This is a genomic window from Pseudomonas sp. MYb185 (assembly GCF_002979975.1).
In the GTDB taxonomy this organism is placed as follows: domain Bacteria; phylum Pseudomonadota; class Gammaproteobacteria; order Pseudomonadales; family Pseudomonadaceae; genus Halopseudomonas.
Map to the genome: position 1 here is coordinate 14037 of NZ_PCQD01000023.1, position 14686 is coordinate 28722.

Sequence of the window (14686 nt, forward strand, 5' to 3'; positions counted from 1 at the left end):
ATATTGTGCCTTAAAGAAAACCCCACAACCCAAAGAGGGAACCCATGTCAGCTCCTACGTCTTTCGGTATGGCCGGCAGAACCTATCTGGACGTCGCCAGCACCATCGATGAATACCTGAACCGGCAGGACTGGCGGGTCAATGCCAACGCCAACCAGGGCTACTCCCTCGGGGGCTTGATTCTCAACAGTGCCGGCAAGATCATCGCCAACTACTGGCTCAGCCATGTGTACCCCATCGAGATTGGCCAGGCCCACCGCGATGGCGATATCCATATCCATGACCTGGACATGCTCAGCGGCTATTGTGCCGGCTGGTCGCTGCGTACCCTGCTCAACGAGGGGCTCAACGGGATTCCCGGGCAGATCGAGTCGGCGCCACCGAAGCACATGTCCAGCGCCGTGGGGCAGATCGTCAACTTCCTCGGCACCCTGCAGAACGAGTGGGCCGGGGCCCAGGCGTTCAGCTCCTTCGATACCTATATGGCGCCCTTCGTGCGCAAGGACCAGCTCAACTATGTGCAGGTACGCCAGTACATCCAGGAGCTGATCTACAACCTCAACGTGCCGTCGCGCTGGGGTACCCAGACGCCCTTTACCAACCTGACCTTCGACTGGGTCTGCCCGGAGGACCTGCGCGAGCAGGTGCCGGTGATCGGTGGCGAGGAGATGCCCTTCAGCTACGGTGAGCTGCAGGCAGAGATGGACCTGATCAACCGTGCCTATATCGAGGTGATGAGCCAGGGCGATGCCAGGGGCCGGGTGTTCACCTTCCCGATCCCGACCTACAACATTACCCATGACTTTCCCTGGCACAGCGAGAATGCCGAGCGGCTGTTCGCCATGACCGCCAAATACGGCCTGCCCTACTTCCAGAACTTCCTCAACTCGGAGCTGCAGCCGAACATGGTGCGTTCCATGTGCTGCCGTCTGCAACTGGACCTGCGCGAGCTGCTCAAGCGCGGCAACGGGCTGTTCGGTTCGGCCGAGCAGACCGGCTCGCTGGGCGTGGTGACGATCAACTGCGCGCGCCTGGGTTATCTGCACAAGGGCGACGAGGCCGGGCTGCTGCGGGCGCTGGACCGGTTGCTGGAGCTGGGCCGCGACAGTCTGGAGCTCAAGCGTCAGGTGATCCAGCAGCATATGGATGCCGGCCTGTTCCCCTATACCAAGCGCTATCTGGGCACCTTGAGAAACCATTTCTCCACCCTGGGGGTCAACGGCATCAACGAGATGATCCGCAACTTCACCAATGACGCCCAGGACATCACCCTGCCCGAGGGCCACGCCCTGGCCCTGCGCCTGCTGGACCATGTGCGCGGGCGCATGACCGAGTTCCAGGAGCAGACCGGGCATATGTACAACCTCGAAGCCACGCCAGCCGAGGGCACCACCTATCGCTTCGCCAAGGAGGATCGCAAGCGCTTCCCCGACATCCTCCAGGCCGGCAGTCCGGACAAGCCCTACTACACCAACTCTTCGCAACTGCCGGTCGGCTTCACCAGCGATCCGTTCGAGGCACTGCAGCGCCAGGAGCCGCTGCAGCAAAAGTACACCGGCGGCACCGTGCTGCACCTGTACATGGCCGAGCCGCTGTCCAGCGCCGATGCCTGCCGGCGGTTGGTGCAACGCGCCCTGGCCAATTACCGGCTGCCCTACCTGACCATCACCCCGACCTTTTCCATCTGTCCGCATCACGGCTATCTGAGCGGCGAACATGAGTTCTGCCCCAAGTGTGATGAGGACATCCTGTTGCAACAGAAGAAAACCCAAGGAGAAACAGTATGAACACACAACCGACAATCACCCTGCAGGATCATCAACGCGTCCGCTGCGAAGTCTGGACCCGGGTCATGGGCTACCACCGCCCAGTCTCGTCCTGGAACCCCGGCAAGCAGTCCGAGCACCGGGAACGGCAGTTCTTCCAGCCGCAAGACAACCTCAGCAATGCCAGCTGAGTCCATCCGCGTGGGGGGCCTGGTGCCCCTCACCAGCATCGATTACCCAGGGGAACTGGCGGCCGTGGTCTTTACCCAGGGTTGCCCCTGGCGCTGCGTGTACTGCCACAACCCCTCATTGCTACCGGCCCGGGGTGACAGCGAGATGCCCTGGAGCCAGGTACTCCAGTTTCTCGACAGCCGTCGCGGATTGCTCGATGCGGTGGTGTTTTCCGGCGGTGAACCCACCTCCCAGCCCGCCCTGCCCCAGGCCATCGAGCAGGTACGCGGGATGGGCTTCAAGATCGGCCTGCACAGCGCCGGTATCTATCCGCGCAAACTGCAGAAGCTATTGCCGCTGATCGATTGGATCGGGCTGGATGTGAAGGCGAAAAAAGCGGACTACAGCCTGATCACCCGCACCCGTGACAGCGGCGAGGCCGCCTGGCGCAGCGCCGAGCTGGTACTGGCCAGCGGCGTGGCGCACCAGTTTCGTATCACCGCGCATCCCAGTTGGCTGGATGACAGTGATGCGCAGTGGATTCGAGACCGACTGCTGGCCATGGGCGCCGAGTCGGTGGTGATCCAGCAGGGGCGCCTGCACGATTAGATCAGGGCCGATTGACCTTCCGCCATGCCTTGCTCAGCGTCCCAGCGTCATTGCGAAGGCCCAAGCATCATTGAGAGCCCCCAACGTCATTGAGCCCCCCCCAACGTCATTGCGAACGAAGTGAAGCAATCCACTGGCACGGCATCGCCGGCCAGCACTGGATTGCTTCGTCACTACGTTCCTCGCAATGACGATTCCTCCCTCCGTAACTCAAGTCTGGCGCCTGCCGGCCGATATGCATTTGAACCTTGCAAAGTCATAGACAGGCCGATCCAACCGGCCCGGGATAGCCATGCTCAATCACCTGAAATTCAGCCACAAGATATTGCTCGCTGCCTCCCTGGTAGTGGTGGCGACCTTCTCCATGTTCACCCTGTACAACGATTACCTGCAGCGCGATTTCATCCGGACCAATCTGACCAATTATCTCGGCGATGTCGGCGAGACCACCAGCCAGTATATCGAGAGCTGGATATCCGGCCGTTTGCTGCTGCTGGAAAGTACCGCGCAAACCCTGGCGCGCCAGGATGACACGGCCACGATCGGGGCGCTGATGGCGCAGCCAGCCCTGAGCAAGAGCTTCGCCAACAGCTTCTTCGGCCGCAGCGATGGCGAGTTCATCGTTCGACCGGAACAGCCGCTACCGGACGACTTCGATCCGCGCCCGCGTCCCTGGTATACCGCGGCAATCGCCGCCAACGGCACCACCCTGACCGAACCCTATGTGGACACGGGCACCAACCAGTTGGTGATCACCGCAACCCTGCCCGTGCAACGGAACGGCCAGACCATTGGCGTAGCCGGGGGCGATCTGAGCCTGCAGACCCTGGTGGACATGATCAATGCCCAGGATTTCGACGGCATGGGCTATGCCTTCCTGGTCAATGGCAACGGCAAAGTACTGGTTCATCCGAATCATGGCATGGTGATGAAGAGCCTCGCCGAGCTGTACCCCCAGGACGATCTGAGCATCTCCGGGCAACTGCGTGAGGTGACCATGGGCGGTGCCGAGCAGATCCTGACCTTCATCCCAGTACGTGGGCTGCCGTCGGTCGACTGGCATATCGGTGTGCTGGTAGACAAGGGCAAGGCCTACTCGGCGCTGGCGGAGTTCCGTGCCTCCGCCCTGGTGGCGGTGCTGGTGTCGGTGGCCTTCATCATCATCCTGCTCGGCCTGCTGATCCGGGTTCTGATGCGCCCGCTCACCGCCATGGGCCAGGCCATGGCCAATATCGCCGAGGGCGAAGGTGACCTGACTCGGCGCCTGGCTGTCGATTCCCGGGACGAGTTCGGCGAGCTGGCGAGTGCCTTCAACCGGTTCGTCGAGCGCATTCATGCCTCGATCAGTGAAGTCTCCTCGGCCACCGCCCAGGTCAACGCCGTGGCGGCCCAGGTGCTGAGCGCGTCGAATTCCTCCATGAGCAATTCCGATGAACAGGCGCTGCGCACCAACAGTGTCGCCGCCGCGATCAACGAACTGGGCGCTGCTGCCCAGGAAATCGCCCGCAACGCCGCCCATGCCTCACATCAGGCCAGCGATGCCCGGCAGCAGGCCGATGGCGGTCGGGAAGTGGTCGAGCAGAATATCCAGGCCATGCAGCAGCTGTCCGCGAAGATCAGTGACTCCTGCGTGCGGATCGAGGCCCTGAGCCAGAAGACCGTCAACATCAATCATATTCTGGATGTCATCCGCGGCATTTCCGAGCAGACCAACCTGCTGGCGCTGAACGCCGCCATCGAGGCGGCGCGCGCCGGGGAAGCCGGACGCGGGTTCGCCGTGGTGGCCGATGAGGTGCGCAACCTGGCTCACCGCACCCAGGTGTCGGCGGCGGAAATTCACCAGATGATCGCCGAATTGCAGGTTGACGCCGGCGACTCAGTGACCGCCATGACCGAAAGCCAGCAGGAAAGCGAACACAGCGTGACCATCGCCAACCATGCTGGGGACCGTCTGGTCAGCGTGACCGGGCGTATCGGTGAGATCGACGCGATGAACCAGTCGGTGGCCGCCGCCACCGAGGAGCAGACCAACGTGATCGAGTCGCTGAACGTGGATATCACCGAGATCAACACCCTCAACCAGCAAGGCGTGGACAATCTGCAATCCACCCTGCAGGCCTGCTCGGAACTCGACCGGCAGACCACCCGGCTCAAGCAGCTGGTGGACAGCTTCCGCATCTGAGTGCATTCAGCGCTGCTACTCGAACCCTCCAGGTACACCGATACCTGGAGGGTCGATGGCGACCCCGTCGAGTTCCATCTCGAGCAGCGCAGCAGCATGTTCGCACTCGATAAGCAGGAAGCAGCTTGCTTTCCCCGGCTAAAGAGATAGGTTAAATACAAAGACCTATCGAGGGGAGCCGAGATGAACGATACCGAAGTGAGAATGACCAACCTGTTTCTGCAACTGGGGCTGGATGCCAGCGAGCCGGCCATTGCCGAGTTCATCAAGACCCATCAGTTGCCCGCCGACATGAACGTCGCCGATGCGCCCTACTGGAACGAAGGCCAGCGCCAGTTCCTGACCGAACAGCTCAAGGCCGATGCCACCTGGGCGATCGTGGTCGACCAGTTGAGCGAGTCGCTGCATGAGGATGCGGTCAAGGCCAGGGGTGAGACGGCTTCCTGAGCTGGATGACTCATGTTCCTGGACAGGTACGTTACCCAGATCAGCAGCCTGGAAGCAGCGCTGGTGGACGCCCACAGACGCCTGGCGGCCGGGGCGGATGATGAGGCCCTGCATGATTTGCGTATCACCGTCAGGCGCATCCGCAGCCTGATCGCCCCACTCCGCTCCCTTCCCGCGAACCGCCCGTTGCGCGAGACGGCAGCGGAGGTCGGGCGATTGACCACCCCGACTCGAGACCTGGAGGTCTTGATCGCCGAGCTGCAGCAGCGCGGCTTATCAAGTCAGGCCGACGCTCGATTGGCTCGCTTGCGGGTGGAATACCAGCACATTATCGCCGCACCGGAGTTGATCCGGCTGGTTGTCCAGCTGCAACATTGGCCGGCGGCATTCCGGGCATCAGCGCCAGGCCGTGATTCGCGCAAGCTCAAACGTATCATTCGCAAGGCGCTTGCCAGGCAGGTCGATAAGCTGCATGCGGCCCTGGATGACGCCGAGTTCGACCGTCATCAGTTGCGCATCCTGGTCAAGCGCACCCGTTATCTCACCGATGCGTTTCCCCAGCTGTCGCCACTGTCGCCCGCAGCGACCAGGTCATTGAAGAAAGTGCAGGCCGCTCTCGGCAACTGGCACGATCACTTCCAGTGGCTGCTCCGGAGCCAGCAGGAACCCGACCTGCAGGTACTCGAGCCAACATGGAGCAACGCGGCCGAGCAGGAGCTGGCGGAGGCTGAAGCGCTGCTGCGCAGGCTGGCCAAGGCACTGCCCCGCCACAAGAAAAAGCGCTCCGGGAAGAAAGGCAAGCAGCGCCGCTGACACGGGTTGTCGAGCAACGCGGACCTCAGGGTTGTCGAGCGCCTGCGCGACGACAGCGGCCGATCCGCAACACCGGCGTTTCCGGCCAACCCCGCAAGGCGTAGCGCAGGGGCGCTACACCCCAATGCGGGGGCGCCGCACTCCAGGTGTGGGGCGCCACACTCCAGTGTGGGGGTGCTACACCCCATCACAGCGCCCGTCGCAACGGGTTATGGGTTGTCGCGCCCCCGCGCGACGACAGCGGGCGATCCGCAACACCGGCGCTTTCAGCCAACCTCCCAAGGCGTAGCGCAGGGGCGCTACACCCCAATGCGGGGGTGCCGCACTCCAGTGTGAGGGCGCCACACCCCAATGCAAGGGCGCCATACCCCAACACTGCGCTCGCCACAACGGGTTGTCGCGCGCCTGCGCGACGACAGCGGGCGATCCGTAACACCGGCGTTTCCAGTCAACCTCCCAAGGCGTAGCGCAGGGGCGCTACACCCCAATGCGGGGGTGCCGCACTCCAAAGCGGGGGTGCACACTCCAGTGTGAGGGCGCCATCCCCCAACACTGCGCTCGCCACAACGGGTTGTCGCGCCCCCGCGCGACGACAGCGGACTTCTCGCAACACCGACGTTCCCGGCGAACCTCCCAAGGCGTAGCGCGGGGGCGCTACACCCCAATGCGGGGGGTGCCGCACCCCAATGTAGGGACGCCGCACTCCAGTGTGGGGCGCTACACCCCGGCATAGCGTCAGTGTGGCGCGCGGCGGATGGTCTTGAGCAGGTCTTCCGGGGTGATCGAGCCGACGATATTCCTGGCGCTGCCCGGTTGCGGCAGGTTGAGGATATTGCCCTTGATCTTGCCGATCACATGCATCTCGCAGGGCTTGCAGTCGAACTTCAGCGTCAGTACTTCATCCCCATGCACCAGTTGCATGGGCGCGACCTTGGTGCGCACACCGGTCACCCCTTTGGCCTGTTTCGGACACAGGTTGAAGGAGAAACGCAGGCAGTGCTTGGTGATCATCACCGGCACCTCGCCGGTTTCCTCATGCGCCTCGTAGGCCGCATCGATCAATTCCACGCCATAGCGTTGATAGAAGGTGCGGGCCTTGTGGTTGTACACGTTGGCCAGGAACGTCAGGTGCGACTGCGGATAGACCGGCGGCGGTACGCTGACCGGCTTGCGTCCGCCGTGCGGGAACGCGGCGATACGCGCCTGGCTGAGCTGTTCTATAACGTCTCGGCGCAGGGCCTTGAGCTGCGAATTGGGCACGAAGGGAACGAAGGCGCCGATGATCTCCACCTGTTCGGCGTGGTAGCTGGTGGTGCCCAGTTGACCGAGCAGATCGCGCAACTGATCCAGCGCCTTCTCCGGCTGCTTCGCCGGCTCGAAGGGCCCGGCCAGCTCACTGCTGGTGCGAACGCCCTCTTCACTGGTGGCAGTCAGCTGGAGGCTGTTGGCAGACAGCTCGACCTGCCAGCGCAAGCCAATGCGCCGCTCCGCCGAGACTTTCTGCAGGGCCTGCTGCCAGTTGTGATCCAGATTGCGACTCAGCGTCTGGGGCAGCCTTGCGCGGCGCAGTTGCTCCGGCAACTCGTTGGGCTGGATGCGATACTGCCAGCGCGGCTGCCCATCCTCTTCGAACTGTTGCAGCTGCTCGACCACGTTGGCCCGGAAGCCGACCACTTCACGCTTGACCAGCACGTTCAGGCCATCGCCATTGGATAACGGCTCGTGGGTCACCGCAAGCAGATCCTGCTTGCGCACCTGCTGCAGCTCGCCGACCACCAGGCCGGTGAAGGTCGGCGAGTCGAAGGCGCCGATATCGATCTTGCGGTCGGTGACGAAATAATCGGTGCTGCCACGATGGAAGGTCTTGTCCGGGTCGGGTACGAAGAAATGCGCGGTACGACCGCTGGAGGCGCGTGCCAGGTCAGTGCGCTCCTCGAGAATCTCATCCAGGCGCTGGCGGTAATAGGCGGTGATATTCTTCACATAGCCCACATCCTTGTAACGCCCCTCGATCTTGAACGAGCGTACCCCGGCATCGACCAGCGCGCGCAGGTTGGCGCTCTGGTTGTTGTCTTTCATCGACAACAGATGTTTTTCATAGGCGACCACGCCGCCATGTTCATCCTTGAGCGTATAGGGCAGCCGACAGGCCTGGGAGCAGTCGCCGCGGTTGGCGCTGCGCCCGGTCTGCGCGTGGGAAATGTTGCACTGCCCGGAAAAGGCCACGCACAGGGCGCCATGGATGAAGAATTCGATGGTCGAGTCGACCTGCTGGTGGATGGCGCTGATCTGCTGCAGATTCAGTTCGCGCGCCAGTACCAGTTGCGAAAAACCGGCCCGGTCGAGGAAGCTCGCTTTATCGAGCGTGCGGATATCACACTGGGTGCTGGCATGGATCTCGATCGGCGGGATATCCAGTTCCAGTATGCCCATGTCCTGCACGATCAGCGCATCCACGCCGACGTCATACAGCTGGTGGATCAACTGGCGTGCCGGCTCCAGTTCGTCGTCATGCAGGATGGTGTTGAGCGTGACGAAGATGCGTACATGGAACAGCCGGGCGAAACGCACCAGCTCGGCGATATCGGCCACGCTGTTTTCGGCATTGTGCCGCGCACCGAAGCTCGGGCCGCCGATATATACCGCATCGGCGCCATGCAGAATGGCCTCGCGGGCGATGGCGACATCCCGGGCTGGGCTGAGCAGTTCGAGATGGTGCTTGGGTAGGGACATGGACTGGACCGTGATGCTGGAAAACCGCCGATTGTAGCCCGGATGTGGGGCGACTGCACGGAACAGTGACCGAAGGGCCACGGAGCGATGAGAGGCCGGGGTTTACCCCGGCCAGTGGTGTTGCGGGCGAGCCCCCTGGTCGAGATGGAACTCGACGGGATCGCCATCGACCTTCCAGGGGCTGTGATTTGCTGGGAGTGTCGAGTTCCATCTCGACACAGCGCTGGCTGGATACTCCGCTGGTCGAGCTGGGACTCGATCTTCCATAGACTGCGGAAGGCTCGAGTACCAGCTCTTGCGCTCCTCAGCGCGGACAGGTCGCCGACAGAGCGTCACGCTCCGGCTGGGGCAACTCGGCGGGGAAAGGCCTGGTGTAGGTACAACCATAGCCCTCGTCCGCGACCACGGCAGCATCCATCACCTCGTCTCCTCCCGGCTTGGGCCCACCGTTAACCCAGACCAGCCACTCACTCAGCGCCTCGATAATCTCTGCCGGCGCGAACTCACAATGGCCCGCCGCCCGAATGGCACGTTGTACCAGCAGGCCCTCGTTGCCATGCTCCTCGGCCCGCTCACGGTACAGCTGTTGGTGACGGAACGGCACATAGAAGTCACCAAGGGTATGCAAGGTCAACACGGGTACATCGAAATCGCCATTAACCAGCGGAATCCAGCGCACCCCGTCATTACGCACGAGATTGGCATCAGGATCGGCTGTCACCCGCGGAATCTGCTCGTTGAATTCGAGCTCCTCGGCAGTCGGCGTCGGGCCTGACGTCCAGCGGTAGACCTGATCCTCGTTGCCGTAACCGTTCAGTGCAAGAATGCCATTGATGTCGCCTTCAGAGCCGCCGGTACTGAGCACCGCATACTGCATGCCAGTGATGGCGAAGCCCTCCTCGAAAATGGGGCGGTCTCCTCCCGTGAGGTTCCGGGCGATCTCCATCAGTCGCTCACCACTTTCGTCCCAGGGGTTCAACCAATCCGGGCTGCTATCCACAAATGGATACAGCGTGGCGAGCATTTGCGGTAACAGGCTCTGAAAATCGGAAAAGTCTTCGTGACCATAGCCACTCATTTCCATGAACACCCGTGCATAGTCTCCCAGCCACTGAAACTGGTTCTGCTCGGCCTGGCAGAACGGCGCCGCTCCAGCATAGGGTACCTTGTTCAGCGTACGCTCCATGTTCTCGCGGTCCACCGTCGCAGCGGCAATGTGGCCACCCAAGGAGAAGCCTGAGATCAGATACTGCTGAGGCTCCGGCCACCGCTCCCCGTGGTCATGCTCCACATAGTCTATGACGTTCAGCGCCAGCTTATTGGTATCCTCGATGCCGGCCCGGGCATCGTACCAGTTAGCCGAATAGGAGGAGGAAGCCCAGGCATAGCCTGCTGCCAGGACCGCCATGCGCCACGGCAACGGTGGTATCGATGTGGGTAGCTCCTCGATCTCACCCACATAGCCATGTGTATACATGACCAGACCCCGACCGTCATAGTTCAAGGGCGCCTCGAAAGCATACACAGCCCTACCCTGCAAGCCGTCATAGATGCCCTGGTAGATCGCTGCTCCTTCCAGTGGGTAGAACTCGTCTGCTTCAGTGTTCAGCACCGGCGTAAAGGAGCGCTGATCATGCTCCCGTGTCATCTCCGGCGGCGCCGGTCTGCTGGAACTGCCGCCGCCACCGCTCAGGCAACCGCTTAGCAGCAGAGCAGAAAGTGCGATGGGGACGGCGGTCGAATACCAATGATGAGTGCGCAAGGTAAACCTCCATTGTTTCTTGTTCTTGTAATAGCTACCTGGGCGCGGGCGGCCCAGCGCATTCATGAGCATAGTCGAGACTGCATGATCTGCCGCTGCATAAACTACGCTGATATCACCCTAGAAAGGCACCACACAAATGGGTGATGCAAGGCCTGCAATGGCCTCGGATTGTGGTCATGGAGAGTACCCGTGCCGCGCCGGCACGGGCTTTTCAGGAACATTATTTCAGCCCAAGCCGCCGGGCCAGCTTGTGCAGATTGCTGGCGTCCAGCTCCAGCAGCCGGGCGGCGGCGCTCCAGTTGTCATCGGTAGCCGCCAGTGCCTGGCGGATCTGTTCGCGCTGGCAGGCTTCGACACTCAGGCGCAGCGGCTGAACATCCTCTACAGCGGGTGCCACCAGCGGGTCCAGTCCGACCGGGGTGCTGGTGCCGCCGATGGGGATATCCAGCAGTGCCGCATCCAGCGACAGCATCGCCTGGCGCGAGCCGTTGCGCCCCAGGGCCTTGATCGCCGCGCGGCTGATGACGTGCTCGAGCTCGCGAACGTTGCCCGGCCAGTCGTAACCGAGCAGCGCCTGCTCGGCGTCCGGTGACAGGCGCAGGCTGCGCACGCCGAGGCGGGCGCGGTTGAGTTCCAGGAAATGACCAGCCAGCAGCAGCACGTCATTGCCCCGCTCGCGCAGCGGCGGTACCGGCACCGGGTACACCGACAGGCGATGATAGAGGTCGGCGCGGAAGTCGCCCTTGGCTACCGAGTCGGCCAGATTGCGGTTGGTCGCGGCGATGATGCGTACATCCACTCGCAGCGGCTGGTCGGCGCCCAGGCGCTGGATCTCACCATTCTGCAGGGTGCGCAACAATTTGGCCTGCACATGCAACGGCAACTCGCCGACCTCGTCGAGAAACAGCGTGCCACCATTGGCCGCATCGAAGCGCCCTCCCCGATCGCTGCTGGCACCCGAGAAGGCGCCCTTGACGTGGCCGAACAGTTCGCTCTCGGCCAGCGACTCGGGCAGCGCCGCGCAGTTGACCTGCACCAGCGGTTTGTCGGCACGCGGTGAGTGCCGGTGCAGCCAGTGGGCGAACAGTTCCTTGCCGACCCCGGTCTCACCAGTGATCAGCACCGTCAGATCGGAGTCGGCCACCACTGCCAGTTCGTCCAGCAGACGCGTCACCGCTGGGCTGTGGCCGACGATGCCATGCTGCTGCAGCCCCGGCAGGGCGCGATGATCATCGGCACGCACCATACGCAGGGCGCGGTTCTCCTGCTCCAGCCGGGTAACCCGCAGCAGCGCCTCGACCAGCGGCAGCAGGCGTTGCAGCTTCTGCCGGGCACGCTCGTCAAAGGTGCCGGCATTGAGCGCGTCGAGGGTCAGCGCCCCCCAAAGATCGCCCTCCACATACAGGCTCACCCCCATGCAATCATGCACCGGCAGCGGCTCGCCCGGCGTCTCGTCGAGCAGGCCGTCGTAGGGGTCGGGCAAGGGGCTGTCGGTTTCGAACCAGGTGATCTCGCGACGGGACAGCAATGCGGCCAGACGCGGTTGGCGGGCGATATCGAAACGCCGTCCCAGGGCATCCTGCACCAGGCCGACCGCCGCCACCGGGCGCAGGCAGTCATCTTCGCGCTGCAGCAGCACCACCGCACCACAGCCAAACGTCTCGCGCAGCACCTGGACCAGGCGCTGCAGGCGAATGGCTGCCGGCAATTCGGCAACCAGGTCCGGCAACAGAAAATCTTCAATCATGGTTCGATATACCCCCGCATGGTTTCAACAACCATAACTCGCCTGGGTATAAATCACCAACTAAATTTATTTCCCTTATCTTTCATGTAGTTATTAGTGGCATGCGGGTTGCTTGAGAATCAGGCAACCATCCCTACTGGAGTAAGCCGCATGTCCCGTCCCCTTTCTGATTTCGCGCACCCGCAGCAGCAAGCCTCAACCGGACAACCGCCGGCCGATGAGTATTGGCAGAGTGCTCCGGCCGACGAGCTGATCCCGCATATCCTGGAGCGCTACCATCGGCGGCATCGCGAGCAGTTGCCTGAACTGATTCGACTCGCCCGTCGGGTCGAGCAGGTGCATGGCGAGCATCCGCAGTGCCCGAACGGCCTTGCCGACCACCTTTCGGATATTCATCAGGCACTGGAAAGCCATATGTCCAAGGAGGAACAGATTCTTTTCCCGATGCTGCTGCGCGGCGAGCATAGCCTGTCACGCGGGCCGATCAGTGTGATGCGCTTCGAGCATGAACAGCACGGCCAGTCGCTGGACCAGCTGTATGCGCTGACCGATCGGATCACCACACCGCTGCATGCCTGCAATACCTGGCAGACGCTGTATCGGGGGCTGGCCGAGTTCTGCCAGGACCTGACCCAGCATATCCAGCTGGAGAACGAGGTGCTGTTCGTTGGCCCGGCAGCCGGGGAGATGCTATAGGACGAACATGCTCTTGGCGCAGATCACCACCAGCACCGCATGCACCAGCAGGCTGACGTTCAGCAGGTACATGCCGCGCTCGGTGATGCGCTGGCTGCGACGCAGGAAGATCAGCGCGGCGTAATGGCCTATGATCAGCAGCGCCAGCAGTATCTTCAGGCTGAGCAAGGTGGCGAAGTGACTGGACAGGGGATTGGCCAACAGGCTGCGGTATTGCCAGGCCAGCATCAGACCGGCACCGTAGAGGACGATGGCGACTACATGGATGACCCGGCGTGCCTGTTGACCGAGGGCCTGACTGACCGGAGCACGCACCGACGCATCCAGACGCCGACCGGCGGGAGCGAGAATCAGCACCTGGAAGAACAGCGTGCCGATAAAAGCCATGGCAGCGAGCAGATGCAGGGTCTTGATCAGTAGGTAGGTCATAGTTTTTTCCAGTCGCTTAACAGGACGCCGCCCATCAGTCGGGCAATTTGCCCAAGCGGCCAGCGCGAAAAGCATAACAAGCAATCAGGAGATTTTCATGCAGGACCGTCGTACCGCTTTACCCGTGCTGTTTGCCCTGGGCTTTCGCCCGATGTTTCTGGCAGGCAGCCTGTTCGCCGTGCTTGCCGTACCGCTGTGGATAGCCGCCTTCTTCGGCCATGTCGACCTGACCCCAGCCGGCGGCTGGCTGACCTGGCACCGACATGAAATGATCTTCGGTTTCGGTATCGCCATCGTCGCCGGTTTTCTGCTTACCGCGATCCAGGCCTGGACCGGGGTGCCGGCGTTGACCGGGATGCCGGTATTGCTGCTGGCGGCGCTGTGGCTGGCCGGGCGCCTGCTATGGCTGTTCAATGGCCCGCTGTGGCTGTTGTTGCCGGTCGATCTGCTGTTCTTGCCGCTGGTTGCCCTGGCCATCGGCCGCTCCCTGTGGCAGACACGCCAGGCACGCAACTACCCGATCGTCGTCATGCTGCTGCTCTTGACGCTGTGCAATCTGCTGGCCTTGCTGGGACTGGCCCGGGAAGACTTCGCCCTGCAACGCCATGGTGCGGTCGCTGCGCTATGGTTGATCGCCGGGCTGATGGGGCTGATCGGGGGACGGGTAATCCCTTTCTTCACCCAGCGCGGCCTGGGTTTGAGCGACGCAGTGCAGGCATTGCCACGCCTAGACAACCTGCTGATGGCCGGCAGCATCTTCGTTGCCCTGCTGATGCTCAGCGGTATCGGCCTGCGGCCTTCGGTATGGCAGGCACCCATCTATCTGGCGCTGGGCCTGGGCCATATCGTACGCCTGCTGCGCTGGCATCATCCGAAGATCTGGACCGTCCCGCTGCTCTGGTCATTGCACCTGTCCTACGCCTGGCTGGCATTGGCGATGATCGCCATGGCGCTGTGGCACGGCGGCTGGCTGGGCGGCTTCAGCCAGGCCATCCACCTGCTGGCCATCGGCGGCATGAGCGGCATGATCCTGGCGATGATCTCCCGCGTCAGCCTCGGCCATACCGGCCGGCCGCTGCAGCCGGCTGCAGCCATGAGCCTGGCGTTCATCCTGATCAACCTGGCAGTGCCACTGCGCGTGTGGCTGACCATCCCATTGCCACTGACAGGCTTCTGGTTGGCCAGCCTGTGCTGGGCTGTGGCATTTGGGTTGTTCGTGTGGCATTACACGCCGATCCTGCTGGCACCACGGCCGGATGGGCGGCCGGGGTGAGGGTCTCCCCCTCTCCCCCGGCCCCTCTCCCACGAGGGGCGAGGGGTGACTCGCG

General features: G+C 62.7%; 11 protein-coding genes and 2 pseudogenes. 9 read left to right on the top strand and 4 right to left on the bottom strand.

Annotation, left to right across the window (positions count from 1 at the left end; translation table 11 throughout):
- Positions 1-77 precede the first annotated feature (77 nt).
- The 7 genes and pseudogenes from CQ007_RS18580 to CQ007_RS18600 form a co-directional block, all read left to right on the top strand.
- A pseudogene (locus tag CQ007_RS18580) lies at positions 78-1787 on the top strand (ribonucleoside triphosphate reductase); the annotation flags it as partial.
- A complete protein-coding gene (gene nrdD, locus CQ007_RS18875) occupies positions 1784-1957 on the top strand; it encodes an anaerobic ribonucleoside-triphosphate reductase (protein WP_146114609.1) in 174 nt (57 codons plus the stop codon). The pseudogene CQ007_RS18580 and the gene nrdD, both read left to right, overlap by 4 nt.
- Before the next feature lie 22 nt (positions 1958-1979).
- Complete coding sequence (locus tag CQ007_RS18585; protein WP_256582343.1) at positions 1980-2546, top strand: anaerobic ribonucleoside-triphosphate reductase activating protein; 567 nt, start codon at positions 1980-1982, stop codon at positions 2544-2546.
- Between the two features lie 364 nt (positions 2547-2910).
- A pseudogene (locus CQ007_RS19455) lies at positions 2911-3825 on the top strand (cache domain-containing protein); the annotation flags it as partial.
- A 138-nt stretch (positions 3826-3963) separates the two neighbouring features.
- Entirely contained in the window at positions 3964-4728 is a 765-nt protein-coding gene (locus tag CQ007_RS19460) for a methyl-accepting chemotaxis protein (protein WP_371919846.1), read from the top strand.
- A 183-nt stretch (positions 4729-4911) separates the two neighbouring features.
- Positions 4912-5175: a DUF2789 domain-containing protein gene (locus tag CQ007_RS18595; protein WP_105647337.1), complete on the top strand. Its 264-nt coding sequence runs from the start codon at positions 4912-4914 to the stop codon at positions 5173-5175.
- 12 nt (positions 5176-5187) lie between these two features.
- Positions 5188-5988 carry a CHAD domain-containing protein gene (locus CQ007_RS18600; RefSeq protein ID WP_105647338.1) on the top strand — a complete coding sequence of 267 codons (801 nt, stop codon included), beginning with the start codon at positions 5188-5190 and terminating at the stop codon, positions 5986-5988.
- A gap of 735 nt (positions 5989-6723) precedes the next feature.
- Here the strand turns inward: CQ007_RS18600 and CQ007_RS18605 are convergent.
- The 3 genes from CQ007_RS18605 to norR all read right to left on the bottom strand — a co-directional run bounded on the left by CQ007_RS18605 (position 6724) and on the right by norR (position 12233).
- A complete protein-coding gene (locus tag CQ007_RS18605) occupies positions 6724-8721 on the bottom strand; it encodes a U32 family peptidase (protein ID WP_105647339.1) in 1998 nt (665 codons plus the stop codon).
- Between the two features lie 304 nt (positions 8722-9025).
- Positions 9026-10369 carry an alpha/beta hydrolase gene (locus tag CQ007_RS18610; RefSeq protein WP_177424397.1) on the bottom strand — a complete coding sequence of 448 codons (1344 nt, stop codon included), beginning with the start codon at positions 10367-10369 and terminating at the stop codon, positions 9026-9028.
- Between the two features lie 337 nt (positions 10370-10706).
- On the bottom strand, positions 10707-12233 hold the full coding sequence (norR, locus tag CQ007_RS18615; RefSeq protein ID WP_105647340.1) for a nitric oxide reductase transcriptional regulator NorR: 1527 nt from the start codon (positions 12231-12233) through the stop codon (positions 10707-10709).
- Between the two features lie 150 nt (positions 12234-12383).
- Between norR and CQ007_RS18620 the strand changes: the two genes are divergently transcribed.
- The gene (locus tag CQ007_RS18620) at positions 12384-12929 is read left to right on the top strand and encodes a hemerythrin domain-containing protein (RefSeq protein WP_105647341.1); all 546 of its coding nucleotides are present in this window, start codon (positions 12384-12386) and stop codon (positions 12927-12929) included.
- On the opposite strand, the gene CQ007_RS18625 is transcribed toward CQ007_RS18620, so the two are convergent.
- Positions 12924-13358, bottom strand: coding sequence for a hypothetical protein (locus tag CQ007_RS18625; protein ID WP_105647342.1), 435 nt, complete (start codon positions 13356-13358; stop codon positions 12924-12926). The two genes, CQ007_RS18620 and CQ007_RS18625, sit on opposite strands and share 6 nt — an antisense overlap.
- A gap of 97 nt (positions 13359-13455) precedes the next feature.
- On the opposite strand from CQ007_RS18625, the gene CQ007_RS18630 reads away from it, so the two are divergent.
- On the top strand, positions 13456-14631 hold the full coding sequence (locus CQ007_RS18630; RefSeq protein ID WP_105647343.1) for an NnrS family protein: 1176 nt from the start codon (positions 13456-13458) through the stop codon (positions 14629-14631).
- Positions 14632-14686 lie beyond the last annotated feature (55 nt).

Coding starts and splice junctions, on each gene's coding strand:
- nrdD (WP_146114609.1), top strand. CDS start 1,784: ATGAACACACAACCGACAATCACCCTGCAGGATCATCAACGCGTCCGC.
- CQ007_RS19460 (WP_371919846.1), top strand. CDS start 3,964: ATGAGCAATTCCGATGAACAGGCGCTGCGCACCAACAGTGTCGCCGCC.
- CQ007_RS18595 (WP_105647337.1), top strand. CDS start 4,912: ATGAACGATACCGAAGTGAGAATGACCAACCTGTTTCTGCAACTGGGG.
- CQ007_RS18600 (WP_105647338.1), top strand. CDS start 5,188: ATGTTCCTGGACAGGTACGTTACCCAGATCAGCAGCCTGGAAGCAGCG.
- CQ007_RS18605 (WP_105647339.1), bottom strand. CDS start 8,721: ATGTCCCTACCCAAGCACCATCTCGAACTGCTCAGCCCAGCCCGGGAT.
- CQ007_RS18610 (WP_177424397.1), bottom strand. CDS start 10,369: ATGACACGGGAGCATGATCAGCGCTCCTTTACGCCGGTGCTGAACACT.
- norR (WP_105647340.1), bottom strand. CDS start 12,233: ATGATTGAAGATTTTCTGTTGCCGGACCTGGTTGCCGAATTGCCGGCA.
- CQ007_RS18620 (WP_105647341.1), top strand. CDS start 12,384: ATGTCCCGTCCCCTTTCTGATTTCGCGCACCCGCAGCAGCAAGCCTCA.
- CQ007_RS18625 (WP_105647342.1), bottom strand. CDS start 13,358: ATGACCTACCTACTGATCAAGACCCTGCATCTGCTCGCTGCCATGGCT.
- CQ007_RS18630 (WP_105647343.1), top strand. CDS start 13,456: ATGCAGGACCGTCGTACCGCTTTACCCGTGCTGTTTGCCCTGGGCTTT.